General features: G+C 71.5%; 22 protein-coding genes and 1 tRNA gene. 16 read left to right on the top strand and 7 right to left on the bottom strand.

Annotated features, from left to right (window positions below; all coding sequences use genetic code 11):
- Positions 1 to 9 precede the first annotated feature (9 nt).
- Positions 10 to 1,692, bottom strand: a complete 1,683-nt coding sequence (locus AC07DF_RS35465; RefSeq protein WP_478980667.1) for a thiamine pyrophosphate-binding protein — start codon at positions 1,690 to 1,692, stop codon at positions 10 to 12.
- A 144-nt stretch (positions 1,693 to 1,836) separates the two neighbouring features.
- Between AC07DF_RS35465 and sucC the strand changes: the two genes are divergently transcribed.
- From sucC to AC07DF_RS35450, 3 genes are read left to right on the top strand one after another with little or no spacing between them, the layout of a single operon-like run.
- The gene (sucC, locus tag AC07DF_RS35460) at positions 1,837 to 2,967 is read left to right on the top strand and encodes an ADP-forming succinate--CoA ligase subunit beta (RefSeq protein ID WP_478980665.1); all 1,131 of its coding nucleotides are present in this window, start codon (positions 1,837 to 1,839) and stop codon (positions 2,965 to 2,967) included.
- Positions 2,968 to 2,981: 14 nt separating this feature from the next.
- A complete protein-coding gene (gene sucD, locus AC07DF_RS35455; RefSeq protein WP_478980663.1) occupies positions 2,982 to 3,881 on the top strand; it encodes a succinate--CoA ligase subunit alpha in 900 nt (299 codons plus the stop codon).
- A 41-nt stretch (positions 3,882 to 3,922) separates the two neighbouring features.
- Entirely contained in the window at positions 3,923 to 5,464 is a 1,542-nt protein-coding gene (locus AC07DF_RS35450) for an aldehyde dehydrogenase family protein (RefSeq protein WP_478980661.1), read from the top strand.
- A gap of 17 nt (positions 5,465 to 5,481) precedes the next feature.
- On the opposite strand, the gene AC07DF_RS35445 is transcribed toward AC07DF_RS35450, so the two are convergent.
- Entirely contained in the window at positions 5,482 to 6,858 is a 1,377-nt protein-coding gene (locus AC07DF_RS35445) for a DUF2254 domain-containing protein (protein ID WP_478980659.1), read from the bottom strand.
- A 142-nt stretch (positions 6,859 to 7,000) separates the two neighbouring features.
- Here AC07DF_RS35445 and AC07DF_RS35440 point away from each other — a divergent pair.
- A tRNA-Leu gene (locus AC07DF_RS35440) sits at positions 7,001 to 7,085 on the top strand.
- A gap of 106 nt (positions 7,086 to 7,191) precedes the next feature.
- On the opposite strand, the gene AC07DF_RS35435 is transcribed toward AC07DF_RS35440, so the two are convergent.
- On the bottom strand, positions 7,192 to 8,928 hold the full coding sequence (locus tag AC07DF_RS35435; RefSeq protein ID WP_478980657.1) for a sigma-54-dependent Fis family transcriptional regulator: 1,737 nt from the start codon (positions 8,926 to 8,928) through the stop codon (positions 7,192 to 7,194).
- Positions 8,929 to 9,119: 191 nt separating this feature from the next.
- On the opposite strand from AC07DF_RS35435, the gene AC07DF_RS35430 reads away from it, so the two are divergent.
- The 5 genes from AC07DF_RS35430 to AC07DF_RS35410 all read left to right on the top strand — a co-directional run bounded on the left by AC07DF_RS35430 (position 9,120) and on the right by AC07DF_RS35410 (position 14,937).
- Complete coding sequence (locus AC07DF_RS35430) at positions 9,120 to 10,868, top strand: FAD-dependent oxidoreductase (protein WP_478980655.1); 1,749 nt, start codon at positions 9,120 to 9,122, stop codon at positions 10,866 to 10,868.
- Positions 10,869 to 10,952: 84 nt separating this feature from the next.
- A complete protein-coding gene (locus tag AC07DF_RS35425; protein WP_478980653.1) occupies positions 10,953 to 11,822 on the top strand; it encodes an intradiol ring-cleavage dioxygenase in 870 nt (289 codons plus the stop codon).
- A complete protein-coding gene (locus AC07DF_RS35420) occupies positions 11,819 to 12,898 on the top strand; it encodes a maleylacetate reductase (protein ID WP_478980651.1) in 1,080 nt (359 codons plus the stop codon). Before AC07DF_RS35425 ends, AC07DF_RS35420 begins: the two co-directional genes overlap by 4 nt.
- Positions 12,899 to 12,963: 65 nt before the next feature.
- Positions 12,964 to 13,830: a GNAT family N-acetyltransferase gene (locus tag AC07DF_RS35415; protein ID WP_478980649.1), complete on the top strand. Its 867-nt coding sequence runs from the start codon at positions 12,964 to 12,966 to the stop codon at positions 13,828 to 13,830.
- Positions 13,831 to 13,923: 93 nt separating this feature from the next.
- On the top strand, positions 13,924 to 14,937 hold the full coding sequence (locus AC07DF_RS35410; RefSeq protein WP_478980647.1) for a hypothetical protein: 1,014 nt from the start codon (positions 13,924 to 13,926) through the stop codon (positions 14,935 to 14,937).
- On the opposite strand, the gene AC07DF_RS35405 is transcribed toward AC07DF_RS35410, so the two are convergent.
- Positions 14,901 to 15,944 carry an NAD(P)-dependent alcohol dehydrogenase gene (locus AC07DF_RS35405; protein ID WP_478980645.1) on the bottom strand — a complete coding sequence of 348 codons (1,044 nt, stop codon included), beginning with the start codon at positions 15,942 to 15,944 and terminating at the stop codon, positions 14,901 to 14,903. The two genes, AC07DF_RS35410 and AC07DF_RS35405, sit on opposite strands and share 37 nt — an antisense overlap.
- Positions 15,945 to 16,039: 95 nt before the next feature.
- On the opposite strand from AC07DF_RS35405, the gene AC07DF_RS35400 reads away from it, so the two are divergent.
- From AC07DF_RS35400 to fusA, 4 genes are all read left to right on the top strand, one after another.
- Positions 16,040 to 16,633, top strand: coding sequence for a TetR/AcrR family transcriptional regulator (locus AC07DF_RS35400; protein WP_478980643.1), 594 nt, complete (start codon positions 16,040 to 16,042; stop codon positions 16,631 to 16,633).
- 85 nt (positions 16,634 to 16,718) lie between these two features.
- Positions 16,719 to 17,555, top strand: a complete 837-nt coding sequence (locus AC07DF_RS35395) for an NmrA family NAD(P)-binding protein (protein WP_478980641.1) — start codon at positions 16,719 to 16,721, stop codon at positions 17,553 to 17,555.
- A gap of 151 nt (positions 17,556 to 17,706) precedes the next feature.
- A complete protein-coding gene (locus tag AC07DF_RS35390; protein ID WP_478980639.1) occupies positions 17,707 to 18,621 on the top strand; it encodes a YceI family protein in 915 nt (304 codons plus the stop codon).
- A gap of 342 nt (positions 18,622 to 18,963) precedes the next feature.
- On the top strand, positions 18,964 to 21,003 hold the full coding sequence (gene fusA / locus AC07DF_RS35385) for an elongation factor G (protein ID WP_478980637.1): 2,040 nt from the start codon (positions 18,964 to 18,966) through the stop codon (positions 21,001 to 21,003).
- A gap of 7 nt (positions 21,004 to 21,010) precedes the next feature.
- Here the strand turns inward: fusA and AC07DF_RS35380 are convergent, their stop codons facing one another.
- Positions 21,011 to 21,658, bottom strand: a complete 648-nt coding sequence (locus tag AC07DF_RS35380; RefSeq protein WP_478980635.1) for an HD domain-containing protein — start codon at positions 21,656 to 21,658, stop codon at positions 21,011 to 21,013.
- Positions 21,659 to 21,829: 171 nt separating this feature from the next.
- On the opposite strand from AC07DF_RS35380, the gene AC07DF_RS35375 reads away from it, so the two are divergent.
- Positions 21,830 to 22,372: a hypothetical protein gene (locus AC07DF_RS35375; protein WP_478980633.1), complete on the top strand. Its 543-nt coding sequence runs from the start codon at positions 21,830 to 21,832 to the stop codon at positions 22,370 to 22,372.
- A gap of 20 nt (positions 22,373 to 22,392) precedes the next feature.
- On the opposite strand, the gene AC07DF_RS35370 is transcribed toward AC07DF_RS35375, so the two are convergent.
- Positions 22,393 to 23,349, bottom strand: a complete 957-nt coding sequence (locus tag AC07DF_RS35370; protein ID WP_478980630.1) for an ATP-binding protein — start codon at positions 23,347 to 23,349, stop codon at positions 22,393 to 22,395.
- A 107-nt stretch (positions 23,350 to 23,456) separates the two neighbouring features.
- On the opposite strand from AC07DF_RS35370, the gene AC07DF_RS35365 reads away from it, so the two are divergent.
- Complete coding sequence (locus tag AC07DF_RS35365) at positions 23,457 to 24,971, top strand: ABC transporter substrate-binding protein (RefSeq protein WP_478980628.1); 1,515 nt, start codon at positions 23,457 to 23,459, stop codon at positions 24,969 to 24,971.
- A gap of 7 nt (positions 24,972 to 24,978) precedes the next feature.
- Here the strand turns inward: AC07DF_RS35365 and AC07DF_RS35360 are convergent, their stop codons facing one another.
- Positions 24,979 to 25,380 carry a Rid family hydrolase gene (locus tag AC07DF_RS35360; protein ID WP_478980626.1) on the bottom strand — a complete coding sequence of 134 codons (402 nt, stop codon included), beginning with the start codon at positions 25,378 to 25,380 and terminating at the stop codon, positions 24,979 to 24,981.
- Between the two features lie 115 nt (positions 25,381 to 25,495).
- Here AC07DF_RS35360 and AC07DF_RS35355 point away from each other — a divergent pair, with 115 nt between their 5' ends.
- Positions 25,496 to 25,879, top strand: a complete 384-nt coding sequence (locus AC07DF_RS35355) for a winged helix-turn-helix transcriptional regulator (protein WP_382826103.1) — start codon at positions 25,496 to 25,498, stop codon at positions 25,877 to 25,879.
- The last annotated feature ends 10 nt before the right edge of the window (positions 25,880 to 25,889 follow it).

The raw sequence follows: 25,889 nt of genomic DNA, 5'->3' as shown, positions 1-25,889 counted from the left end.
CGGGGCACCTCACTTGTACATGGTCTGGTTCATGGTTCCGGGGGCGTACGCGTCGGGGTCGACCCAGACGTTGATCAGCGACGGTTTGCCGGACTCGCGGGCGCGTCGCAGCGCCGGGCCGATGTCGGCGGGGTCGCGGACCTCCTCGCCGTAACCGCCCAGCATCTGGGCGAACTTGTCGTAGTGGACGTCGCCGAGGGTGTTGCCGACCCGGTCGCGGTCCTTGCCGTACTTGGCGGCCTGGCCGTAGCGGATCTGGTTCATGGAGGAGTTGTTGCCGACGATGCCGACGAAGGGGAGGTCGTAGCGGACGAGCGTCTCGAAGTCCCAGCCGGTGAGGGAGAACGCGCCGTCGCCGAAGAGCGCGACGACCTCCTTGTCGGGCCGTGCCTGCTTCGCCGCGAGCACGAAGGGGACGCCGACGCCGAGCGTGCCCAGGGGACCCGGGTCCATCCAGTGCCCGGGCGACTTGGGCTGCACGACCTGCCCGGAGAAGGTGACGATGTCGCCGCCGTCGCCGATGTAGATCGAGTCCTCGGTGAGGAAGTCGTTGATCTCGCTGACCAGACGGTACGGATGGATGGGCGAGGCGTCCGACCTCAGGCTCGGCAGCCGCTTCTGCAGAGCGGTCTGCTCGGCCGCCCGCAGTTCGTCCAGCCACTCCTTGCGCTTCGACGCACCGCCGTTGACGCGTCCGGAGGCCGCCTCGGTGACCGCCTTCAGCACCAGCCCGGCATCGCCCACGATGCCGAGGTCGATGTCGCGGTTCTTGCCGACCGTGCGGTAGTCGAGGTCGATCTGCACGACGGTCGCCTCCGGCGACAGCCGCTTGCCGTAGCCCATGCGGAAGTCGAAGGGCGTGCCGACGATGACGATGACGTCGGCGTTCGAGAAGGCGTACCGCCGGGATAGCTGGAAGTGGTGCGGGTCGCCGGGCGGGAGGGTGCCGCGGCCGGCGCCGTTCATGTATGCCGGGATGTTCAGGGTGCGCACCAGCTCGACGGCCGACTCGGTGCCCCGGGTGGTCCACACCTGGCTGCCGAGCAGGATGGCCGGCTTCTCGGCGTGCACCAGCAGGTCGGCGAGCTTCTCGATCGCCTCGGGGTCGCCCGCCGAGCGGGTCGAGGCGCGGTAGGCGCCTGACTGGGGCACGCGTGCCTTGGCCGCGGGCACCTTGGCGTCCAGTACGTCGCGCGGGATCTCCAGGAAGGAGGGCCCGGGCGCGCCGTGGAAGCACTCGCGGAACGCCATGGACACCATGTCGGCCGCGCGCGCCGTGTCGGGCACGGTCGCGGCGAACTTGGTGATGGGGTTCATCATGTCGACGTGCGGCAGGTCCTGGAGTGACCCCATCTTGTGCTGGGTGAGGGCCCCCTGGCCGCCTATCAGCAGCATGGGGGACTCGGCACGGAAGGCGTTGGCGACACCGGTGACGGCGTCGGTCGTCCCCGGGCCCGCGGTGACCACCGCGCAGCCGGGCTTGCCGGTGATGCGGGCGTAGCCGTCGGCGGCATGGGCGGCGACCTGCTCGTGGCGTACGTCGACGACTTCGATGCCCTCGTCGACGCAGCCGTCGTAGATGTCGATGATGTGGCCGCCGCACAGCGTGTAGATGCGGTCGACCCCCTCGGCCTTCAGCGCCTTGGCTACGAGATGACCACCGGAAATCAAGTCCTGGGTGTCGTCGGGCATGGCGAAGTTCTGTCCCTTCGTAGGGGGGTTGGAACGGCTCGCGGTACATTGCATACAGTCGACGAATACTGTATGAAGCTTGTTATCCCGCATCCGATGGGTGGTGTCCAGGGGGCGTGCGGCACTTTTGACAGGAGCCGAAAAATGGACCTGTACGAACACCAGGCAAGGGAACTCTTCAAGGAACACGGCATCTTGGTGCCGAGGGCCGAGATCACCGACTCGCCCAAGGAGGCGCGTGACATCGCACGCCGCCTCGGCGGACGGGTCGTGGTCAAGGCCCAGGTGAAGACCGGAGGACGCGGCAAGGCGGGCGGAGTGAAGCCGGCCGCCGACCCGGCCGCCGCCGAGCTCACCGCCCGTCAGATCCTCGGCATGGACATCAAGGGCCACACGGTCGGCAAGGTGATGCTGGCGCAACCCGTCGACATCGAGACCGAGTTCTACGTGTCCTATGTGCTCGACCGCGCGGCCGGCCGCTTCCTCGCGATCGCCTCGGCGGAAGGCGGCATGGAGATAGAGGAGGTGGCGGCCCGTCGTCCGGAGGCCGTGGCCCGCATCCCCGTCGACCCCGCCGAGGGCGTCACCTCCGCGAAGGCGGGCGAGATCGCCCGGACGGCCGGACTGCCGCCGCAGACGGTCGACGTCCTCGTACGTCTCTGGGACGTCCTGGTCCGGGAGGACGCCCTGCTCGTGGAGGTGAATCCGCTCGTCCGCACCCGGCAGGGACAGATCCTCGCCCTCGACGGCAAGGTCACCCTCGACGGCAACGCCCGCTTCCGGCAGGCGCGATGGGGTGCGGACGACAGGGCTGACGACGACGCACTCGAGGCCGCCGCTGCCGCCAAGGGCCTCAACTACGTCAAGCTCGACGGCGAGGTCGGCATCATCGGCAACGGCGCCGGACTCGTCATGTCGACCCTGGACGTGGTCGCGGGCTGCGGCGCCCGCCCCGCCAACTTCCTCGACATCGGCGGCGGAGCGAGCGCCCAGGTCATGACGGACGGACTGTCGCTGATCCTCTCCGACCCGGCCGTGAAGTCCGTCTTCGTCAATGTCTTCGGCGGGATCACCGCCTGCGACGCCGTCGCCGACGGCATCGTCCGGGCCCTGGACACCGTCCGGCTGACCAAGCCGCTCGTCGTGCGCCTCGACGGCAACAACGCGGCCAGGGGCCGGGCCGTCCTCGACGAGCACGCGCATCCGCTCGTCCAGCAGGTCACCACCATGGACGGCGCCGCACGCCGCGCCGCCGAACTCGCCACCGCCGCCTGAGGAGAGGGAACGCCATGGCCATCTACCTCACCAAGGAGAGCAAGGTCCTCGTCCAGGGCATGACCGGCGGCGAGGGCATGAAGCACACCCGGCGCATGCTCGCGGCAGGCACCGACGTCGTCGGCGGCGTCAACCCGCGCAAGGCGGGCCGCACGGTCGACTTCGACGACCGTGCCGTGCCGGTCTTCGGCTCGGTCGCCGACGGCATGCGCGCGACCGGGGCGGACGTCACCGTCGTCTTCGTACCGCCCGCCTTCGCCAAGGCGGCCGTCGTCGAAGCCGCCGACGCGGGCATCGGCCTCGCGGTCGTCATCACCGAGGGCATCCCCGTCCACGACTCCGTCGCCTTCACCGCGTACGCCAAGCAGAAGGGCACCCGCATCGTCGGGCCCAACTGCCCGGGCCTCATCACCCCCGGCCAGTCCAATGCGGGCATCATCCCGGCCGACATCACCAAGCCGGGCCGTATCGGCCTCGTCTCCAAGTCGGGCACGCTGACGTACCAGCTCATGTACGAGCTGCGCGACATCGGATTCTCCACATGCGTCGGCATCGGCGGTGACCCGGTCGTCGGCACCACACACATCGACTGCCTCGCCGCCTTCCAGGACGATCCCGACACCGAACTGATCGTCCTCATCGGCGAGATCGGCGGCGACGCGGAAGAGCGCGCGGCGGCGTACGTCCGCGAGCACGTCACCAAGCCGGTCGTCGGCTACATCGCCGGGTTCACCGCGCCCGAGGGCAAGACCATGGGCCACGCGGGCGCGATCGTGTCCGGCTCGTCCGGTACCGCGCAGGCGAAGAAGGAGGCGCTGGAGGCGGTCGGGGTGAGTGTGGGAAGCACACCGACCGAGACAGCGAAGCTCGTCCTGGCGCGCCTCGAAGGCCGTTGGCCGTCACCTCCAGGCTGATCCCCCCGCCCCCGACTGTGCACCGAGAGCGGAGCAACCCCATGGCACCCACCCTCACCCTCAAACCCGGCACGTCCTGGCCCGACGCGTGGCGGCGCTGCCTCGCCGTCGCGCCCGAGGCCTTCCGCGACGACCGGGTCCTCAACCTCTGGAACTCCGCCTGGCAGGCTGACGGCAGGGTCCTGCCCGCCGTCAGCCCGGTCGACGGCAGCCCCATCGCCGGCCCCCCGCGCCTGGACGGTTCCACCGCCCGTCAGGCCGTGCGCGCGGCCCTCGATCAGCACCGCGCCTGGCGGCACATCCCCCTGCCGGAGCGCAGGGCCCGAGTGGCCGCCACGCTCGACGCCCTCGCCGAACACCGCCGGCTGCTCGCGCTCCTGCTCGTCTGGGAGATCGGCAAGCCCTGGCGGCTCGCCCAGGCAGATGTGGACCGGGCCATCGACGGGGTCCGCTGGTACGTCGACGGCATCGAACCGATGGTCGCCGGCCGGGCCCCGCTGGAGGGCCCGGTGTCCAACATCGCCAGCTGGAACTACCCGATGAGCGTGCTCGTTCACGCATTACTGGTACAGGCACTGGCAGGCAACGCGGTCATCGCCAAGACCCCGACCGACGGCGGTGTCGCCTGCCTGACCCTGGCCAGTGCCCTCGCCGCGCGCGAGGGGATCCCCGTGACCCTCGTCAGCGGCAGCGGAGGCGAGCTTTCCCAGGCGCTGGTGCGGGCGCCCGAGATCGGCTGCGTCTCCTTCGTCGGCGGCCGCGACACCGGCGCCGCGGTGGCCACGGCCGTCGCCGACCTCGGCAAACGACACGTACTCGAACAGGAAGGACTCAACACCTGGGGCATCTGGAACTACTCGGACTGGGACGCGCTCACCGCCGTGATCCCCAAGCTCTTCGACTACGGCAAGCAGCGCTGCACGGCGTACCCGCGATTCGTCGTCCAGCGGCACCTGTTCGACGCGTTCCTGGCGGCGTACCTCCCGGCGGTGCGCGACGTCAGGGTCGGCCACCCGCTCGCCGTCGGGAAGCCTGACGACCCGTACGCCGAGCTGGACTTCGGGCCGGTGATCAACGCGGCCAAGGCAAAGGAGCTACAGGACCAGGTCGCCGAGGCGATCGAGCGCGGCGCCGTGCCACTGCACCGCGGCAGCCCGGCCGACGCCCGCTTCCTGCCCGGCCAGGACACCTCGGCCTACGTCCAGCCGGTCACGCTCCTCAACCCGCCCGCGTCCTCTCCGCTGCACCACGCGGAGCCGTTCGGCCCGGTCGACACCATCGTCCTGGTCGACACGGAGGCGGAGCTGATCGCCGCGATGAACGCCTCGAACGGCGCGCTCGTGGCCACACTGTCCACCGACGACCGGGCCACTTACGAGCGACTCGCCCCGCACATCCGCGCCTTCAAGGTCGGACACGGCCGGCCCCGTTCCCGGGGCGACCGGGACGAGCTCTTCGGCGGGCTCGGCGCGTCCTGGCGCGGCGCGTTCGTGGGCGGCGAACTGCTGGTACGCGCGGTGACGCGGGGACCGGCGGGGGAGCGGCTGCCCGGCAACTTTCCGGAGTACCAGCTCCTGCCGTGAGGAGAGTCCCCGCGGACTCAGCCGATGCCCTGCCGGTCCGGGCGCAGGGCGAACGCGCGGTCCGACGGGGACGCTTCGGCCTGGTCGACCGCTTGGCGGAGCAGTTCGCGGTGGCGCAGCAGCGGCTCCCGCCGTTCCGCCGGCACGAGCAGGAGCAGGTCGTCCAGTCCGGCCAGCATGCGCCGTGAGACCTGCGGGCTCCCGATGGCGCACCCCCGTACCTCGGTGAACCCCAGATCCACCAGCTCGGTCCACCCCGGCACGGGCTGCACCAGCCGCACCGCACCGGCCCGGTCCCGGTGCAGTGCGGCGTCCAGTGGGCGTCGACTCAACGAGGCCAGGAACTGGATGATGCGGTCCAGCGCCTGGACGGCGGTCGTCGGATCGTTGATCGCGGACGACAGGGCGCGCAGCGCGATGTCGGCCAACTGGCGCAGACCGAAGCCGAGATCCTGGTGGTACGTCCGCTCCACCCCGACCGAGGCCGTGTAGCGCAGCGCCCCGCGCGGCGGGGCCGGCCCGCCGTGGACGGCCAGCACGGGCGTACCGGGCACCACGAAGTCCCCGATCCTGGGGATCAGCCGCAGCACGACCCCGTGCTTGCGCGCCACCCGCACCAATCGCGCGATGTGCACGTCCCGCAGCACACCCGCCCGGCCCTCGTGCGGAACCCACGCGGTCGCGGGGCCGGGGAGAGCGGCTTCGGGCCAGCCGTCCGCTTCGGGCCCGCCGTCCGCTTCGGGCCCGTCGGGTCCGCCCGCCGGCACGGGCATCGAGGCGGCCACCCGGAAGGACTCCGTGGCGATCCGCGCGATGACGTGGCTGATCCGCATCAGCCGCAGGGTGGTGTTCACGTACAGCACGAAGAGGAACAGGCTCAGCGCGACCATGCAGAGCGTGAGGACCGACTGCACCAGCGGCACCGACGTCACGGCGCGGGGGTCGTCGGCGGTGTCGAAGGAGGTCAGCACCAGCAGGGTCAGCACGAAGGTCGCCAGGAACACCGCGAAGGTCGCCTTGGTGATCCGGCTCCGCACGAAGAGCCGCACCACGCGCGGGGTGAACTGCCCGCTCGCCATCTGCACGGCCACCAGCGAGATGCTGAAGACCACACCGATGAAGGTCATCATCGCCGAGCCGACCGCGGTCACGACGGCCTTCGCGTCCTCCGCGAACCGCAGCAGCTCGTCGAGCGTCTCGTAGTCGCCGTCCTCCTGGAGCGCCTCGACGATGACCGTGTCGAGAGCCTGCGCCCCCGCCCAGACCACGAAGACGCTCACCATGGCCAGGGTGGGAGCGAACCAGAACGTGTCCCGCAGATGCTCCCTGAGCGGCGACAGCGCACGCGGGCGGTGACCCCGAGCCGGGCTCTGCGTAACCATCCAGTCACTCATGGTGCGACCCTAGGGGTATCGGGCCGCGAGGTCCCGGACCCCCGCCAGGCGGACGGAAACGCAGGTGAAGGGCACTCCGAAACCTTGGTATTGTTGTCCGTGTCGCCGCGGGGAACACCCCTGGCAAGGCGACGGACACCTGGTCCGGGTGGCGGAATGGCAGACGCGCTAGCTTGAGGTGCTAGTGCCCTTTATCGGGCGTGGGGGTTCAAGTCCCCCCTCGGACACAGACCAGCTCGGGCGGGTCGAGGTTCTCCTCGACCCGCCCGAGCTGTTTGCGTGGTCCGCCCGAGCTGTTGTGCGTCGTCCACCCTTCCCGAACGCCCCGATCGCTCAGTCCCGGTACCCCCGCAACTTGCGGTACAGCGTCGCCCGGCCGATGCCCAGCGCGGTCGCCGCGCGTGCCTTGTTGCCGCCGTGGCGGCGCAGCGCCTCCAGGATCGCGGCGCGCTCGGCGTGCTCCATCGGGCTGAGGGGCCGCGCGGCCGGTCCTTCGCGCACCGGGTCCGGGAGTTCGGTCCGGCGGACCGGGCCGGACATCCGCCGCTGCTCCGCCAGGGCCCGGACGACATGGGCCAACTCGGTGACGTTCCCGGGCCACGGGTGCAGCTCGAGGGCGCGCAGGGCGTCCAGGGTCCAGGTCAGCGGGGGCTGTCCGGGCACCGGCCGCGGCGCCAGGACCGGCAGCAGTTCCCGGATGTCCTCGGCGCGTTCCCGCAGTGGGGGCAGGGTCACCGAGCGGGCGGACAGTTTGTCCAGCAGACGCTGCAGGCAGGGGCCGACCGGCGCGCCGGGCGTGTAGGTGACCAGGACGCGGGCGTCAGGGCGCGTGTCGAGCAGGGAGTTGAGCGCCGCGACGCCCGGCTGTTCGAGGCGCTCGGCGTGCCGCAGCAGGAGCGGCCGGTCGGCCGGCCACGCGGTCAGGGCCCCGTCGAGCCCGGCGTCCCGCGCCGCGTCGGCGATCCGGACGGCGCCCTGGCCGAGCAACTCCCGGGCCAGCGCGGACTTGCCCGTTCCGCGCTCTCCGGTCAGCAGCAGCGGCTCCGGGGAGCGCGCCAGTTCGACGGCGCGCGCGACGGCGTGCCGCCAGGGGACCGAGGAACCGGTGAGGGCGACGGGCGAGCGGGGCGGGGCCGGCGCCGACGGCGGGGAATCGCCGAGCGGTTCCAGGACCGCGACGACCCCGAGGACCGTACCGTCGTCCAGACGCACGGGCGTGATCCGGGTGGTGCATCCGGCGCCCTCGGTCACGGACGCCACTTCCGCGGCGGCGTCCCCACGCCGCGCGCTCACCGCCGTACGCTCCAGCGCCTCGAGCACCGCCGGGGTCAGCAGGCGCTGCGCCGCGTCGCTGACCAGCCTGTTGCGGCCGTCCAGGGCGACCACCGCCCGATCCGCACCGCACACCGCCCCGGCTGCCGCCCGCAGATACGCGTCCAGCAGCACCCGCTCGGCCCGGCCCGCCCGTGCGCGCAGTTCCGTCTCGACCGCGGCCGCGGCGGCCTCGGCGAGTGCCGCCTGCGGATGGGGTGAACGCGTGGTGGACAGCTTTGCCGCCACGGTCACCGTGCCGAGCACCTGCGCACCCTCCGGGTCGAGCAGCGGGACGGACACCGCGGACACGTCCTGCCACCGGTCGAGGAAGTGCTCCGGCCCGTGCATCTCGGCCCGGCGCCGGGTGCGCAGGGCGAGGGCCGCGCTGTTGTCGCCGACCTCCTGCTCCGACAGGACGGGGCACGTCTCGAGCCCGGGCACGCTCCCCGCCGTCCAGAGCACGCGCAGCCGCTCGTCGGTGAGGATGAGGAGCGACCTGCCCGCGCCCAGGGCGGGGACGATCCGTTCGAGCACCGGGTGGGCGGCGTCGAGCAGGGCCGACTCCGGCGGTCGTACCGGATGGGATGCCGGCTCCTTCAAGTCGTGCGGCACTCCGAAGAACCGCGCCCGTCGCCATGCCGCGGCGATCTCCTCCGGTACGCCGTCGGGCAACGGGCGCCCCGTCAGGAAGCGTTCACGGGCGTCATGCAGCGAGGAGAGTGCGGTGGCGGCGGGGGTGTGCTCTGTGGTGGTCACGGCATGTCCACCGTATCGGGTTCCGTTGAACGGACAACAACTGCCGTGTCCGGAACGTCCGGCGCGGACGATGTCTCGTCACCGGCGCACACGATGTCTCGTAATGAGACACCCGCCTCCCGCCGATCCCCTCCATGATCACGAATGGCCGAAGTCCGATTTCCCCCTCCACCCCCCCGCAGGAGCGCCCCGTGTCCACCGTCGTCGAGACCGACGTCCTGATCGTGGGCAGCGGCCCGGCCGGTGCCTCGGCCGCGCTCGCCCTGAGCACCTACGGCGTGCCCAACCTCGTGGTGACCCGCTACGCGAGTCTCGCCGACACCCCCCGCGCGCACATCACCAACCAGCGGACCATGGAGGTGCTGCGCGACCTCGGCGTGGAGCAGGAGGTCATCGCGCAGGCGACCCCGCAGCACCTGATGGGCAACACGACGTTCTGCACCAGCCTGGCGGGCGAGGAGCTGGGCCGGGTGCGCTCCTGGGGCAACGACCCGCTCGTCCAGGCGGAACACGAACTCGCCAGCCCCACCCGCATGTGCGACATGCCGCAGCACCTCATGGAACCGGTCCTCGTGAACGCGGCCGTCGCCCGTGGCACCCAGCTCCGCTTCAAGAACGAGTACCTCTCCCACACCCAGGACGCGGACGGCGTCACGGCCACCGTCCGCGACCGGCTGCGCGGGGACACCTACGAGATCCGCGCCAAGTACCTGATCGGCGCCGATGGTGGACGGTCGAAGGTCGCCGAGGACGCCGGGCTGCCGATGGGCGGCCAGATGGGCGTGGCCGGCAGCGTCAACATCGTCTTCGAGGCGGACCTGACCAAGTACACCGCCCACCGTCCGTCCACCCTGTACTGGGTCCTCGCGCCCGGCGCGACGGTCGGCGGCATCGGCGCGGGTCTGGTGCGCTGCGTCCGGCCCTGGAACGAGTGGCTGATCGTGTGGGGATATGACGTCACCGCGGGCGCCCCGGATCTGACCACCGCGTACGCGGAGTCCGTCGTCCGCAAGCTGGTCGGAGACGACGACATCCCCGTGACCATCAAGTCGTCCTCCGCCTGGACGGTCAACGAGATGTACGCGGAGAGGTATGCCAACGGCCGCGTCTTCTGCGCCGGCGACGCCGTGCACCGCCACCCGCCGTCCAACGGCCTCGGCTCCAACACCTCCATCCAGGACGCCTACAACCTGGCCTGGAAGCTCAAGCTCGTCCTCGACGGCGCCGCCGGACCCGCCCTGCTGGACTCCTACACGGCCGAGCGCGCCCCGGTCGGGCGGCAGATCGTCACCCGGGCCAACCAGTCCATTCGCGAGACCGCCCCGGTCTTCGAGGCCCTCGACGGGCTCTCCCCGCAGACTCCCGAACAGCTCTGGGCCAACATCGCCGCCCGCAAGGACGCCACCGAGGCGGCCGAGAAGCAGCGGGCCGAGTTGCGTGAGGCGATCGCTTTCAAGGTGTACGAGTTCAACGCGCACGGAGTCGACCTCAACCAGCGCTATCCTGCCGAGAGCTCCGCCGCGATCGTCCCGGACGGCACGCCCGACCCCGGCTTCGCCCGCGACCCCGAGCTGCACCACCAGCCGTCCTCCCGCCCCGGCGCCCGGCTCCCGCACGCCTGGATCACCTCCGGCACCCGCACGCTCTCCACCCTCGACACGGTCGGCCGGGGCCGCTTCACGCTGCTGACCGGCATCGGGGGAGAGGACTGGGTGCGCGCGGCCGAGGCCCAGGACCTCGAGATCGCCACCGTGGTGATCGGTCCCGGGCAGCAGTACGAGGACCCGTACGGCGACTGGGCGCGGCTGCGCGAGATCACGGACACCGGCGCGCTCCTCGTACGCCCCGACGGCTTCGTCGCCTTCCGGCACGCCTCCGTCGCTCCGGACGCCGGAGAACTGCTCGCGGACGCGCTGCGGCGGATCCTCGGTCACGCCTGAGCGCGCCATCATGGAAGCAGCGGATGCGATCAGGGAAGAAGCGGACGCCATCAGGGAAGAAGCCGTCGACGACGAGGAGCCGGGATGACCACCGACGCGACCGGGGCCGGCGTCACCGAGCAGGCCCTCGCCAGCCTCCGCGCGACCGCCGACCCGCGGCTGCGCGAGCTGCTCAGCGGACTCGTCCGGCATCTGCACGACTTCGCGCGTGAGACCCGGCTCACGCAGGAGGAGTGGGAGCGGGCGATCGCCTTCCTGACAGCGACCGGGCAGGCCTGCACCGACACCCGGCAGGAGTTCATCCTGCTGTCGGACGTGCTCGGCCTGTCCATGCTCCTGGAGACCGTCCACGGCGACCGTGCGCCCGGGGCCACCGAGTCGACCGTGCTGGGTCCCTTCCACATGACCGAATCGCCGGTCCGTGAACTCGGCGACGACATCGACCTGGTGGGCGGCGGCGAGCCGTGCGTGGTCAGCGGCCGGGTCCTGGCGCGGGACGGCACACCGCTGCCCGGCGCCGTCGTCGATGTCTGGCAGGCCGACGACAAGGGCTTCTACGACGTCCAGCAGCCCGGCGTCCAGCCCGCCGGCAACGGACGGGGGCTGTTCACCGCCGACGCCGAGGGCCGCTTCTGGTTCCGCACCTGCGTTCCGGCCGCCTACCCCATCCCCACCGACGGACCGGTCGGCGGGCTGCTGCGCGCGACCGGACGGCACCCCTACCGTCCCGCGCACATCCACTTCATCGCCACGGCCGAGGGACACACGCCCGTCACCACCCACATCTTCGTGGCGGGCGGGGAGTACCTGGACACCGACGCGGTGTTCGCCGTGAAGCAGAGTCTGGTCCAGGACTTCGCGGAGACCGACGACCCCTCCCAGGCAGCGGAATTCGGCGTGCCGAACCCGTTCCGGCTCGCCCGCTTCGACCTCGTCCTGGAGCATGCCGAATGACGTTCCGGAGCGAATTCTCGTACGAGACCCGGCCCGTACGGGTCGTCTTCCGGCCCGGCGCGGCCGTCACCGCGACCCCGGACGAGGCGGCACGCCTGGGCCTGCGGCGACTGCTCGTGGTGTGCGGCAGCAGGGGCGAACCGGTCGCCCGGGCGGTGGCCGACGCGCTCGGCGACACCTGTGCGGGACTGCACGCCGAGGCCCGGATGCACGTGCCCGCCGAGGACGCCGACCGGGCCGTCGAGGTGGCGCGCGCGGCCGGGGCGGACGGGTGCGTCGCGGTCGGCGGCGGCTCCGCGATCGGGCTCGGCAAGGCCATCGCCCTGCGCACCGGGCTGCCGCTGATCGCCGTGCCGTCGACCTACTCGGGGTCCGAGATGACGCCGGTCTGGGGCCTGACCGAGCACGGCGCCAAGCGCACCGGCCGCGACCCGGTCGTCCAGCCCCGCAGCGTCGTCTACGACCCCCGGCTCACCCTCTCCCTGCCCGTGCCGCTGACCGTCACCAGCGGTGTCAACGCGCTCGCGCACGCCGTCGAGGCGCTGTACGCCCCGGACGCCTCGCCCTTGGTCTCGGTCATGGCGGAGGAGGGCGTACGGGCGATGGCCGGGGCGCTGCCGCAGCTGGCCGCCGACCCGCGGGACCTGGACGCGCGCGGCCGGGCGCTGTACGCGGCATGGCTGTGCGGCGCGTGCCTCGGCGCGACGACGATGGGGCTGCACCACAAGATGTGCCACGTGCTGGGCGGCACCTTCGGGCTGCCGCACGCCGAGACGCACACCGTGGTGCTGCCCCATGCCCTGGCCTACAACGCCCCCGCCGCCCCGGGGGCATTGACCGTACTGGGGCGGGCCCTCGGCGACGACGACGTGCCGCGCGCCCTGTGGGAGCTGGCCGGTCGCCTCGGCGCACCGCGGTCCCTCGCCGAACTCGGCCTCAAGGAAGCCGACGTGGCACCGGCGGCGGCCCGGGTCGCGGGCGAGCCGTACGCCAATCCGCGCCCGGTGACGGCGGACGGGGCCCGGGCCGTGCTGCGGGCGGCGTACGGGGGAGGGCCACCGGAGCCCGCCGTGTAGGCCGTGCCTTCTGCCGGTCGGAAACCCGGGTGCGGGCTGTCGGTGCCGTGGTGTGTCATCGGGGCATGGCGATTGTCTTGGGCGAGCCGGGAGCCGACGGTCTGAGCGAGGCCGTGGGCGTGCTGCGGGAGTGGCAGTACGAGGGGGCTCCGACGCAACTGCATCCGGGCGACCTGGGCTGGTTCTGGCGGTCGGGCGCGGAAGCGACCGCCGCGGCGGTCCGGACCTGGAGCCGGGACGGACAAATCCTCGCGGTCGGGCTGCTGGACGGTCCCGGGCTGTTGCGTTTGACGATCGAGCCGGGCGCCCACGGGGACGAGGAGTTGGCGCGGCAGCTGGTCGCTGACGTGACCGATCCGGAACGGGGCGTGCTGCCCGAGGGGAAGGTGAACGTCGAGGCGCCGATCGGTGCGACGGTCCAGGACCTGCTGCGCGAGGAGGGCTGGAACATCGACGAGCCGTGGACCCCGCTGCGCCGCGACCTCACGGAGCCGGTGAAGGACCCGGGTGTGCGGATCGAGGTGGTCGGGCCGCAGCGGGCGGGGGCGCGGACCGCCGTGCAGCGGGCGTCGTTCGACGGGTCGACGTTCACGGACGGGCACTGGCACGCGATGGCGGCCGGACTGCCGTACGCCGACGCCCGGTGTCTCGTCGCCTACGACGACCGGGGCAACGCGGTGGCGGCAGTGACGGTGTGGTCGGCCGGCCCGGGGAGGCCCGGGTTGCTCGAACCGATGGGCGTGCACAAGGAACATCGCGGTCAGGGCTATGGCGAGGCGATCACCGTTGCCGCGGCGGCCGCACTGCGGGAACTGGGCTCTTCGAGCGCGCTCGTCTGTACTCCGAGCTCCAATGCCGGCGCCGTGGCCACCTACCTGGCAGCCGGCTTCCGTCAACGCCCCGAGGTCCGGGACCTGTACCGGCCCGCCTAGGCCCGGTCCGGGAAGGGCCCCGGGAACCCCACGTGCCCGGCGCGACGTCCTGGATCTTGCCACCACAGATCCGCACGGAGGGCAGCCCAGGCCATGGCACGCGACGGAATCCGATCGACCCACGGCATCGGCGGGGCGCTCGACGTCCTCAGACGCCACCGCCGCGCGCTGTACGGCTTCACCTTGCTCGTGTCCCTCCTGACGGTCGTACTCGGCTGCGCGATCCTGGCCGGCGGATTCGCGGCGGCATGGGACGCCTTCGAGAACGTCCGGGACTACGCGGACCGCAACATCGCCAACGAGGACTCCTACGTGGCCTACGCCGACGGCGGCCTGCCCCCGCTGGTACGGGTCGGCGCCGGGGTGTCGGTGCTGTTGCTCGTGCTCGGACTCCTCGTCGTCTCCGTCCTGCACACCGCGTACGCCGTAGGCGACTCCCATGCCACGCGCGACGGCGGGCCGCTGACCATCCGCGAGTTGTGGCGGCGCACCCGCCGGCGCCTTCCCGCCGCCCTCGCGGTCAACGCGCTGACCGGGCTGGCTGTGGGCGCCGTGGAGCTGGCGGCCCTGGTGCTGTGGAGCCTGGTCGAGGGCGGCGAGGTGCCCGGTGTCGAGCCCACGCCCCTGGGCGAGACCGCGTCCCCGCAGTACACACTGGTGGGCTGGGTGCTGCCGATCGCCGTCGGGTGTCTCGGCCCGCTGCTGTACTCCCGCCTGGCGCCGGCCACCGCCGAGACGGTGCTGGAGCACCGTTCCCCGTTCGTGGCGTTGTACCGCTCCTGGGTGCTGACCCGCAGCGCACGGTGGCAGGCCCTCGGCCTGGGCACGCTCGTCACCGCGGCCGCCCTGCTCGTCTTCTGGCTCGCCCGGTACGCGGCCGCACCCCTCGCCCACTTCGGCGGACTCGGCATGCTGTGGCTCAGCGACGACAACGTGTGGATCACCGGCGTGCTGGTGAAGATCCTGCCCACAGCCGCGGCTCTTCTCCTGCTGCCCCCGCTGGCCATGCCACTGGTGTGCGCGGTGTTCGCCCGGCTCCACGGGGAGCTGCGCGCACGTGAGGAGGCCCTTCAGTCCAGGTCGGACATGTCGAGCACGAAGCGGTAGCGGACGTCGCCTCGCCGGAGACGGTCGAGGGCCTCGTTCACCCGTGCCGAAGGGAGCAGTTCGATGTCGGCGGTGATGCCGTGCTCGGCGCAGAAGTCCAGCATGGCGGCGGTCGCGGGCGTGCCGCCGCTGCCCGCGGAGCTGAGCTTCTTGCGCCCGACGAGCAGGTCGATGGTCTCTACGGTGACGGGCCCCAGGTGCCCGAGGTGGCTGAGCGTCCCGTCCATGGCGACCAGGCGCAGGTAGGGGCCGAGGTCGTGCGGCGTGGAGATCGTGTCGATGACGACGTCGAACCGGTCGCGGGCGCCGGCCATCTGATCCGGGGCCGTCGAGACGATGAGACCGTGGGCGCCGAGACGACGGGCGTCGTCCGTCTTGTCCGGTGAGCGGCTGATGACCGTGGTGTCTGCGCCGAGCGCCACGGCGATCTTGACCGCGAGGTGGCCCAGGCCGCCGAGTCCCGCCACCGCGACGCGGGTTCCCGGCCCCACCCCGAGGGCGTGCAGCGGCTCCCAGACCGTGATCCCGGCGCAGAGCAGGGGAGCGGCGGCGGCCGGATCCAGACCGGCGGGAAGAGGGTGGGCGAAGCGGTCGCGGACGACGTACTCGCGGGAGTAGCCCCCCAGGGTGACCGATCCGTCGTGGGGGTCGGTGCCGTCGTAGGTCAGGGTCGGGAAGGAGTGACAGAAGTTCTGCTGACCGGCCCGGCACATCGCGCACTCGCCGCACGAATCGACGATGTTGCCCACCGCGACCGGATCGCCGGCGGTGAAGCGGGTGACCGCGGGTCCGGTCTCGGTCACCACGCCCGTGAACTCGTGCCCAGGTACCAGGGGTTGGCCCCTTTCGCCGTCGCCGGTGCTGACCGCGTGCAGATCGGTGTGGCAGACACCGCAGTAGTCCACCCGGACGGCGAGGTCGTCGGGGCGAAGGTCGCGCCGTTCCAGGGGCGCCCGCCGCAGGGTCGGCGAGGGACCTTCCATCTGCCAGCCGACGGTGTTCCTCATGACGCCTCCTTATAGACAGACTGGTTGGTCTATTTCAAGGTACGGCCATCCGGCCCATGAGGCAAACCAACTGTTCTGTTTGGTAGCGTGGGGACATGGCCGATCAGCCCCTGACCGCGCGCGGAGCCGCCACCTACCAGCGCATCCTCGATGTGGCGACCCAGGAGTTCGCCGAGCACGGGATCGCCGGAGCGCGCGTCGAGCGGATCGTGGCCGCCGCGCGCACCAACAAGGCGCAGCTCTATGCCTACTTCGGCAGCAAGGAAGGGCTCTTCGACGCCATCTTCCTCGGCTCGCTCGAGCGGATCGTGAACGTCGTCCCGATCGACGCCGCCGACCTCGCGGACTGGGCCGTGCGCCTCTACGACGAGTATCTCCGCCGCCCCGACCTCATCCGGCTGGCCACCTGGGCGCGCCTGGAGCGACGCCCGGCCGGCCACCTGGTCGACGACCCCGACCGCCTGGAGGACCACAAGCTGCGCGCCATCGCCGAGGCCCAGGCCGCCGGTCTGGTGCGCCAGGGGGACCCGTTCGACGTGATGGCCATGGTGATCGCGATGTCCATGGCCTGGTCACCGGTCAGCAATGTCTACGCAGCGACCGCCCAGGAGCCCCCCGAACTGCACGAACAGCGCCGCTCCCTGCTCCACGAGAGCGTCCGCCGTGCCATGACGGCCGACCAGGGCTAGTTCCGCCCCTCGAACCGCACTTCGCCGACGATGAGCCCTCGGCTCGCGGACAGAAGATGACCGCAAGGGTTCCTACGGTCGTGGCATGACGCAGACGCAGAAGATTCTTGTCACCGGCGCCACCGGAACCGTCGGCCGCCAGGTGGTCGCCGAACTGCTCGCCCGGGGCCACGCGGTCCGCGCCCTCACCCGTGACGCCGGGAAAGCCGCCTTCCCGGACGGGGTCGAGGTCGTCCAGGGCGACCTGACCGACCCCGACAGCCTGGTTCCCGCCCTGGAGGGGATCACCGGACTCCACCTGATCACCTTCAGCGGGGCCGCCTTCACCCCGCTGGAGACCGGCCCCCGGATCCTGGAACTGGCCCGCTCGGCCGGTGTCCGCCGGATCACCGTGCTGCACGGCGGCGGGCCCACCCCGTTGGAGGACGCGGTGCGCGGTGACGACGGAGTGAGCTGGACCGTGCTCATGCCCGTCGAGTTCATGGCCAACGCCCTGGAGTGGGCGGACGGGATCCGGGCCGCGGGCGAGGTACGGGAGCCGTTCGTCGCACGGCTGAGTGCCATGGTCCACGAGGGAGACATCGGCGCCGTCGCCGCGGTCGCGCTCACGGAGGAGGGCCACGCGGGCCAGGAGTACGTGATCACCGGCCCCGAAGTGCTCACCGTCGGCGACAAGGTGGCGGCCGTCGCCGCCGCGGCCGGCCGGGAGATCGCCCTGGTCGAGCTGACCGAGGAGCAGGCTGTCGCCCAGTGGCGGGCGGCGTTCCTCCCCGAGGACGTGATCGGCTTCCTGCTCGAGGCCTACGGGAACACACCGGAGGTCGGCCGTACGGTGTCCGGCACCGTCGAGAAGGTCACCGGCCGCCCGGCCCGCACCTTCGCCCAGTGGGCCGTGGAACACGCGGACGCATTCAGGCCGTAAACACCCTTGACTGTCTCGTATTGAGACACCCGTTAACGAGCCCGGTCCCGCAAGATCGACAAGGGGGGTGTGACCGCAACAGGGGTGCGGCCGTCGGCGTGCGCTGAACCACCGCTCGTACGGCCGTGCCACCCGAAGAAAGGTGAACCACATGGCCCTCGCACTGCTCCGGCGCCGGTGGCTCAAGAACACCTCTGCCGCAGCGGCGGGCCTCGCCCTCCCCCTTCCGTCCGGCGCGGGTGCCGTGATGCGTGAGGTCGTGGACCCGATGGGTTCGCCCCTGGCGGCCGCGGACGTCACCGTCACGGCCCTGGACACCCACCGGGTGGCCGCCCGCGGGACGACCGACCCGTACGGCTACTTCCTCGCGGCGCTCCCGCCCGGCCGGTACAGCCTGCTGATCGCGACGGAGGGGCTCCAGCCGCACCGCGAGACCATCGAGGTGGCGATGGGCACGGCGACGCCCACCGAGCGGGTCTGGCTGCGTCCGGCCGAGGCCCTCCAGCTGCCGGCGCCCGGGACCTGGCTCTTCGACCCGCCGCACACCGCGATCCGGTTCATCGCCAAGCACGTCGGCATGGCCCATGTCCACGGCCGCTTCGAACGCTTCGACGGCGGGATCCAGATCGCCCAGGACATGGCCGACTCCCGGGTGTCCGTCCGCATCGACGCCTCCAGCATCACCACCGGCAACACCACCCGCGACAACCACCTGCGGTCCGCCGACTTCCTCGACGTCGAACGCTTCCCGTACATCGACTTCACGAGTACGCGCTTCGCCTACCGCGGCGGCAGCAAGTGGACACTGCAGGGCTCCCTTCACATGCACGGCGTGAGCCGCTCCGTCTCGCTCGACACGTCGTATCTCGGCACGGTGAACGGCGGCTACGGGCAGGAGCTGCGCTGCGCGGCCCTGGCGACGGCGGAGCTGCACCGCGAGGACTACACCCTCAACTGGCGTTCCATGCTGGCCCGGGGCATCGCGGTGGTCGGGCCGACGGTCCAACTGGAGCTGGACGTCCAGGCGATGTACCGGACCCACGACACCCCGACCCCGCCGGAATAATCCCTGGCCCGATCCGACCCGCCCTCCCTACACTCACCGAGTACCCGGTGCCGCCCACGAGGTGAGCGGCGCGTGCCGTCGTGACGAACGAAGGGAGACCGCCATGCGTGACCACACCGCTGCCGTCGTCTCCCTGCCGCGCTACGAGGTGATCCTCGTGTCCTCGTCGCTCCGGTGCCCGCTGCGCGGCCGGCGCCGGATGTTCGGGACGAACGCCTGAGAAGCGCCTGTTCCGGCTCGCTGACATGACGTCAGCGAGCCGGAACGGACGTCTGTCATCACACCTGCCTCGCCCGGAAATCGCGCTGCCCCTTTCCTGATCGCCTCGAAAGGCCATGGGCCGTGCGCATCAACCACAACCCGCTCGCCGTCGTCCGCAACCTCGGCATCCTCGCCCACGTCGACGCCGGCAAGACCACCGTCACCGAACGGATCCTGTTCGCCACCGGAACCACGCACAAGCGCGGCGAGGTCCACGACGGCACCACCGTCACGGACTTCGACCCGCAGGAGCGCGACCGTGGCATCACCATCTTCGCCGCGGCGGTGAGCTGCGCCTGGGACGGTCACCGGATCAACCTGATCGACACCCCGGGGCACGTCGACTTCGCCGACGAGGTGGAGCGCGCGCTGCGGGTGCTCGACGGTGCGGTGGCCGTGTTCGACGCGGTGGCCGGGGTGGAGCCGCAGAGCGAGTCGGTGTGGCGGCAGGCCGACCGGCACGGCGTACCGAGGATCGCCTTCGTCAACAAGATGGACCGTGCCGGTGCCGACCTCGACGCGGCCGTGGCGTCGATCCGGGAGCGGCTGCACCCGGCCCCGCTGGTCGTGCAGGTGCCCATCGGCGCCGAGGACACCTTCACCGGCGTCGTCGACCTCGTACGCCTGCGCGCGCTGCTGTGGAGCGACGGTGACGCCTGTGAGGAGGCGCCGGTCCCGGAAGGCCTCCGGGACGAAGTCCTGGCACGCCGCCGGGCGCTGGAGGAAGCCGTGGCGGAACTCCATCCGGGCGCACTGGAGGAGTTCTGCGCCACGGGCACGCTCGGCGAGCGGACCCTCTGCTCGGCGCTGCGGGACCTGACCCGGGACGGCGACGGCGTGGTCGTGCTGTGCGGCTCCGCGTACCGCAACCGCGGTGTGGAGCCGCTGCTCGACGCGGTCGTGGCCTATCTGCCGTCGCCGCTGGACGTGCCGCCGGTCCGCGGCACCGACGACGGCGGGGAACAGGAGCGGCCCGCCGACCCGGCGGCGCCATCTGCGGCCCTCGCCTTCAAGGTGCACGCCACCCCGACGGGACGGCTGACCTACCTGCGGATCTACTCGGGAACGATCGAGAAGGGAGACACCCTGTGGGACGCGAGCGCGCGGCGCACCGAGCGGATCGGCCGGATCCTGCGCGTCCAGGCCGACCGGCACGCACCGCTGGACCGGGCGGTCGCCGGCGACATCGTCGCCGTCGTCGGGCTGAAGTCCGCCCGCGCCGGCTCGACCCTGTGCGCGCCGGACGCCCCGCTCGTCCTGGAGCCTCCGGGCGTGCCCGAGCCGGTGGTCTCGGTCGCGGTCGAGCCCCGCAGGACCGGCGACACCGACCGGCTGGGGTCGGGGCTCGCGCGGCTGACCGAGGAGGATCCCTCGCTGGTCGTGCGGAGCGACCCGGAGACCGGCCAGACGGTGCTCTCGGGCATGGGTGAACTGCACCTTGAGGTGGCGGTGGAGAAACTCCGGCGCGAGCTGGGAGTGGACGTCAACATCGGCCGTCCCAGGGTCAGTTACCGCGAGACGGTCGGCCAGGGCGTCTCCGGGCTGGTGTTCCGGCACGTCAAACAGGACGGCGGGGCAGGGCAGTTCGCGCATGTCGTCCTCGACGTCGAGCCGTACGAGGACGGCTTCACCTTCCGCTCGGCCGTCGTCGGCGGGCGTGTGCCACAGGAGTACGTCCGGGCGGTCGAGGCCGGCTGCCGCGACGCCCTCACCGAAGGGCCGCTCGGCGGCCACCCGGTGACCGGGCTGCGCGTCACCCTCACCGACGGGGCGACCCATGTGAAGGACTCCTCGGACACGGCGTTCCGCACGGCCGGCCGGCTCGGCCTGCGCGAGGCCCTGCGCGCCTGCGCGATGGTCCTGCTGGAGCCGGTCGTCGAGGTCACGGTCACCGTGCCCGAGGACGCGGTGGGCGGCGTGCTCGGCGATCTCGCCGCCCGGCGCGGCCGGGTGAGCGGCTCGGTCACCCGGGCGAGCGCGGCGGTCGTCACCGCCACCGTGCCGCTGGCCGAACTGTTCGGCTACACGACCCGGTTGCGCAGCCGCACCCAGGGGCGTGGCACGTTCACGGCCCGGCCCATCGGCTATGCGCCGGCGCCGGTTGCGACGCCGGTGCGGTAGCGCACGGTCAGGCCCGTCCCCTTCCTGCGCCGGGAGGGGACGGGCCGATCCGGGTCGCGCTGCCCTCCGTTCCGATGCCCGGCACCGACCCGGTGAGGTCAGGGTCGCCGAACTCTGCGCGCAGTGCCTGGAAAGCGGTCACCTTGTCCGCGCCGAAGCGGCCGATGTAGGCGGCGTATTCGTCGGGGGAGAGGAACGCCGACGGCCTGGACTTGGTGTGGAACTTGTCCGCGTACATCACCAGCCTCTCCTCCCCGGTCACCGCCAGGTAGTCGGCGGGAGGGAGGGGCAGGCCCTGGCTCTCGATGTCGTGCCGCGTGAGTCCCACTCCGGTGTGGTGGGAGCAGAAGCGGCGGAGAGTTTTGGGGAAGCCCTCCGCTTCGAGGATCTCGTGGCCGAGCAGGCCGTGCCGGATGTAGTTCTCGTGGTCCAGGCGACCGTCGTCCCCGTAGAGGCGGTAGACGCCGATGTCATGAAGGAGGCAGCCGGCGCGGACCAGTTCGGCGTCGAGGTGAGCGAGGTCGGGCGCGGAGAGGAGTTGCTCGGCGATTCCCCAGACGATCTCGCAGTGCGTGTGGACGAGCGTGAACGCCTCGGCGGTGGGCGCGTGTTTCTCGTGCAGCGCTCGGATCTCTGCGGGGCCCGGGATGCTCACCGGAGGAGCGTAACAACCGCCGATCCCGCTCGGTCGGCCAGTTCCCGATCCTGCCTGTTTCACATGATCGGGTGATGTCGCGGAGCAGCGGGCACGGGCCGGCCGTGCGGACCGTTCGAGCTGGTGACGGGGACTTCTCGTCCATCGACGTCACGGCAGCTGGAGCACACCATGGGCCTGCACTTCCACCGCAACCCCGACGGCACGACGACCGGGCGCAACGAGGCCAACGGCTTCACCGTGACCCATGCCGAAGCAGAAGAGGTGAAGCGGCAGTTGTACGAGGACGCCGGGTGGGAGTACACGCCTCCACCGCCTCCGGTCCCGCCCGGGTTCCATCGGTTCTCCTTGGTGCACGACGAGTTCCGGGCCTCTGGGTTCGGGGACGAGAGGTATGCGGGGCTGCGGGCCCGCCCGCCGGAAGGGTGCGTGCCGGTGGACCGGGGGTGCTTCGCCCTGGAGTGCGAGCGGCCGGGGAAGACGCTCATGGACGCGGTCGCCAATACCGTCGCGGAGGTCCGGCGGGAGCACGGCCTGGTGATGAACAGCCTGGGTGTGGAGAAGCCTCAGGAATGGTTCGACGCGGACAACAAGAACGGATACGCGGCGAAGACCGTCGCGCACTTGGTGCTGATGGCCGTTGACCGCGCCAGGCTGCTCGGGTACGGGCGCAAGGACGTGGTACGGCTACTCGATGCGACGGGGATCGAGTAGCCGGTGGGCTGGGCGGCGGTCTACAGGACGGCCGGCTCCGGCACGTAGTCCGGGTCCACCTGGTCCGCAAGGTCCTTTCCCGTGCGGGCGTCTGCCCAGGACCGGGCGTTGCGCAGGTGGAACTCGACCGCGTGGCGGTGGAGTCGGTTCCAGTCGCGGACGTGGGCGTCGACCGTCTCACGGAGGACGCGGAGGGCATGGAGGTTCTGCGGCTCCAGTGACGCCAGTGCCTTCGGACCGGACTCGGTGCGGCCCTGCTCCGCCGCGCGGACCCAGGGGGAGTGGACCAGGTGGGTCAGGAGGTCGTCCCCTACTTCCTCCTTGAGGAAGAGCAGGTCGTCCTCGCAGGTCACCTTGTTGCCGACCACGGCGACACGGATGCCGAACTCGCGGGCGTGGTCACGGTACTGGCGGTAGACCGAGACGCCCTTGCGGGTGGGTTCCGCCACCAGGAAGGTGATGTCGAAGCGGGTGAACAGGCCGGAGGCGAAGGCGTCCGCGCCCGCCGTCATGTCGACCACGACGTATTCGCCGGGGCCGTCCTGCAGGTGGCCCAGGTACAGCTCGACCGCGCCGAGCTTGGAGTGGTAGCAGGCCACGCCCAGGTCGGACTCCTCGAACTCGCCGGTGACCATCAGGGGTACGCCGCCCGCGCGGCCGACGTGCCGGGCGTGCAGTTCGTCGTCGCCGAGCGGGCGCAGCAGGCGGGAGCCGCGTCCCGGGGGAGTGGTCTTGATCATCGCCTCGCGGGAGGTGATGCGGGGGTTCGTGCCCCGCAGGCAGTCCTTGATCGAGGACAGGTGGGCACCCAGCGGAGCGGCGGACTTCTCCGGCCCGCCGAGCGCTTCGGCCAGATGCTGGTTGATGTCGCCGTCGATGGCGAGGACCGGGGCGCCGGAGCGCGCCAGATGGCGGGAGAAGAGTGCCGACAGCGTGGTCTTGCCGCTGCCGCCCTTGCCGACGAACGCGACCCTCACGACCGCCCCACCTTTTTGAAAACGGATGTCATGTGGCTAGGTTTAGGGAGTGATCGCCACCACTGTCAAATCCCCTGGGCCGTTCGAGATCGCTTGATGCATATGCTGTGCAAGTGCGTGTTCAGAGCATCAACAGTCCCTTCCGGTTCCTCGTCGCCCTCGCCCTCGTTCCGAGCCTGGCCGGCTGCTTCGCCTCCCCGGGAGGGGAGTCGTCGTCGAACGGCGGGCAGTCGGGCTCCCGGCTGCGGGTCGCCCTCGCCTTCCCGCCAGCCGAGAACTTCTCGCCGTACGGAGCCGACGCCACCCTCCTCAGCCGTCTCGGCGTCACCGAGGGCCTGACCGCCCTGGACGCCAACGGGGCCGCGTCCCCCGCGCTCGCCGAGTCCTGGCGCCGGGAGAACGACCGCACTTGGCGGTTCACCCTGCGCGAGGCGACCTTCCAGGACGGTGCGGAGGTCACCCCGACCGCTGTGGCCGCGGCGCTCACCCGCGCCACGAAGGCGAAGCCCTCGCCCGCCGCCCTCGCCGGTGTCACGCTCGACGCGAAGGCCGACGGCGACCGCGGCGTACGCGTCACCACGGCCACGGCCGACCCCGTCCTGCCGATGCGCCTGTCCAGCCCGAGCCTCGCGATCCTCTCCCCGAAGGCCTACGGCGAGAAGGGCAACCCCGACCCGGTCGGAACCGCCACCGGGCCCTTCGAGATCACCAAGGTCAACGGCGGCGGCTCCGCCACCCTCGACCGCTTCGACGACTACTGGGGCGGCCGCGCCCAGGCCTCCGGCATCGACGCACGGTTCGTCAAGGACGGCACCGCGCGCGCCAACGCGGTCCGCACCGGCGACATCGACATAGCCGAGGCCATCCCCGTCGCCCAGGCCGCCACGCTCGACGAGGCGACCCTGAAGGAAGCCGGCACCACCCGCACCACCAGCCTGCAGCTCAACACGAAGACCGGTCCCTTCAAGGACCCGAAGCTGCGCGCCGCAGCCCGCGAGGCGATCGACTCCTCCACCATCGTCAAGGGCGTCTTCGAGGGGTACGCCGACCCGGGCGCGGGCGTCTACGGTCCCGCCGTCACCTGGGCCGAGAGCAAGCGGATGAAGCCGGCCGGACGTGCGGACGCCGCCGAGCCCGACGGTGAGCCGATCACCCTCGCCACCTACGACAACCGGCCCGAGCTCCCCGAGACCGCCCAGGTGGTGCAACAGCAGCTGGAGAAGGCCGGCTTCACGGTGAAGCTGGAAGTGCGCGAGTACTCACGGCTGGAGAGCGACGCCCTCTCCGGGAAGTTCGACGCGTTCATCGGCGCCCGCAACAGCCTCCTCGACACCGGCGACCCCGTCGGTGTCCTCGGCAGCGACTACACCTGCGACGGTGGCTACAACCTGGCCCTGCTGTGCGACAAGAACGTCGACCGGGCCGTCACCAAGGCCGACGGGACCGACGGCACCGGCGAGCGGCAGGACGCCGCCATGGCCGCCGAGGCCGCGATCCTCGGTACGGACGCCGTCGTGCCGCTGGCCCACCAGCAGATCATCGCCGGCGTCTCCACCAAGGTCCGGGGCGTCGTCCTCGACCCCTACGAGCGGACCCTGGTGAGTACCGGGACGCGTCGCTGAAGCTCCGTCACGCGGGCAGCTTGGTGTCGATCACGCAGCTGATCTCGACCAACTGCCCGGGGAAGGTCAGCTCGGTGACGCCGAGGGCCGTGCTGACCGGGCGGTGGGCGCCGAAGTACGCCCGGTTGGCCTTGGCCAGCACATCGGCGTGGCGCACCAGGTCCACCGCGTACAGCGTCTGGGAGACGATCTGGTTGCGCGTGACGCCGTAGTGGGCCAGGACCTTGTCGATGTTGACGTGGGTCTGCTCGAGCTGGGTGGCCCAGTCGTCGTCCGGGGAAAAGCCGCCCGCCTCGTCGAACGCGAGCTGCCCGGAGACATGGATCAGGTCGCCGGACCTGATCGCCTGGGCGTAGCCGAACTGGGTCTCGGCCGGAATGGCGTGGTCGTAGACGTCGGGAGTCGTCACAGTTCCTGTCCTTCCGTCGAGCACGCGCCTACGTGCTCTCTTGCGGTTACTCGGGAACTGTAGGAGAGTGACCGCCGACCTGGAAGAACGCACTTTTCGGTGACTGGGGAACCAGATGGTGACCAAGCAGGAATTGAGCGGCCTGCCCGAGGACGCGGATCTGCGGCGGGCGGACTCGCTGGCGCGTGAGATCTTCTCGGACGTCGCCAACAAGTGGGCTTTGCTGATCATCGAGGCCCTCGGTGAACGCACCCTGCGCTTCAGCGAGTTGCGCGACGAGGTCGAGGGTGTCAGTCACAAGATGCTCACCCAGAACCTGCGGATGCTGGAGCGCAACGGCCTGGTCGACCGGAAGGTGCACCCCACCGTGCCGCCGAAGGTCGAGTACACGCTCACCGAGCCGGGCCGGGCCCTGCGGGCCACGGTCGACCTGCTCTGCGGCTGGACCCACCAGTACCTCGGTCACATCGAGACCGCGCGAGGGCGGTTCGAGGCCTGACCGGCCGGGG

Source organism: Streptomyces sp. NPDC044719, assembly GCF_056433405.1.
The sequence above is the reverse complement of the archived record's forward strand: the minus strand, read 5'-3'. Positions and strand labels throughout refer to the sequence as shown.

Bases quoted from the DNA above. Each gene is read 5' to 3' on its own strand.
- AC07DF_RS35465 (WP_478980667.1), bottom strand. From the start codon at position 1,692: ATGCCCGACGACACCCAGGACTTGATTTCCGGTGGTCATCTCGTAGCC.
- sucC (WP_478980665.1), top strand. From the start codon at position 1,837: ATGGACCTGTACGAACACCAGGCAAGGGAACTCTTCAAGGAACACGGC.
- sucD (WP_478980663.1), top strand. From the start codon at position 2,982: ATGGCCATCTACCTCACCAAGGAGAGCAAGGTCCTCGTCCAGGGCATG.
- AC07DF_RS35450 (WP_478980661.1), top strand. From the start codon at position 3,923: ATGGCACCCACCCTCACCCTCAAACCCGGCACGTCCTGGCCCGACGCG.
- AC07DF_RS35445 (WP_478980659.1), bottom strand. From the start codon at position 6,858: ATGAGTGACTGGATGGTTACGCAGAGCCCGGCTCGGGGTCACCGCCCG.
- AC07DF_RS35425 (WP_478980653.1), top strand. From the start codon at position 10,953: ATGACCACCGACGCGACCGGGGCCGGCGTCACCGAGCAGGCCCTCGCC.
- AC07DF_RS35420 (WP_478980651.1), top strand. From the start codon at position 11,819: ATGACGTTCCGGAGCGAATTCTCGTACGAGACCCGGCCCGTACGGGTC.
- AC07DF_RS35415 (WP_478980649.1), top strand. From the start codon at position 12,964: ATGGCGATTGTCTTGGGCGAGCCGGGAGCCGACGGTCTGAGCGAGGCC.
- AC07DF_RS35410 (WP_478980647.1), top strand. From the start codon at position 13,924: ATGGCACGCGACGGAATCCGATCGACCCACGGCATCGGCGGGGCGCTC.
- AC07DF_RS35405 (WP_478980645.1), bottom strand. From the start codon at position 15,944: ATGAGGAACACCGTCGGCTGGCAGATGGAAGGTCCCTCGCCGACCCTG.
- AC07DF_RS35400 (WP_478980643.1), top strand. From the start codon at position 16,040: ATGGCCGATCAGCCCCTGACCGCGCGCGGAGCCGCCACCTACCAGCGC.
- AC07DF_RS35395 (WP_478980641.1), top strand. From the start codon at position 16,719: ATGACGCAGACGCAGAAGATTCTTGTCACCGGCGCCACCGGAACCGTC.
- AC07DF_RS35390 (WP_478980639.1), top strand. From the start codon at position 17,707: ATGGCCCTCGCACTGCTCCGGCGCCGGTGGCTCAAGAACACCTCTGCC.
- AC07DF_RS35375 (WP_478980633.1), top strand. From the start codon at position 21,830: ATGGGCCTGCACTTCCACCGCAACCCCGACGGCACGACGACCGGGCGC.
- AC07DF_RS35355 (WP_382826103.1), top strand. From the start codon at position 25,496: ATGGTGACCAAGCAGGAATTGAGCGGCCTGCCCGAGGACGCGGATCTG.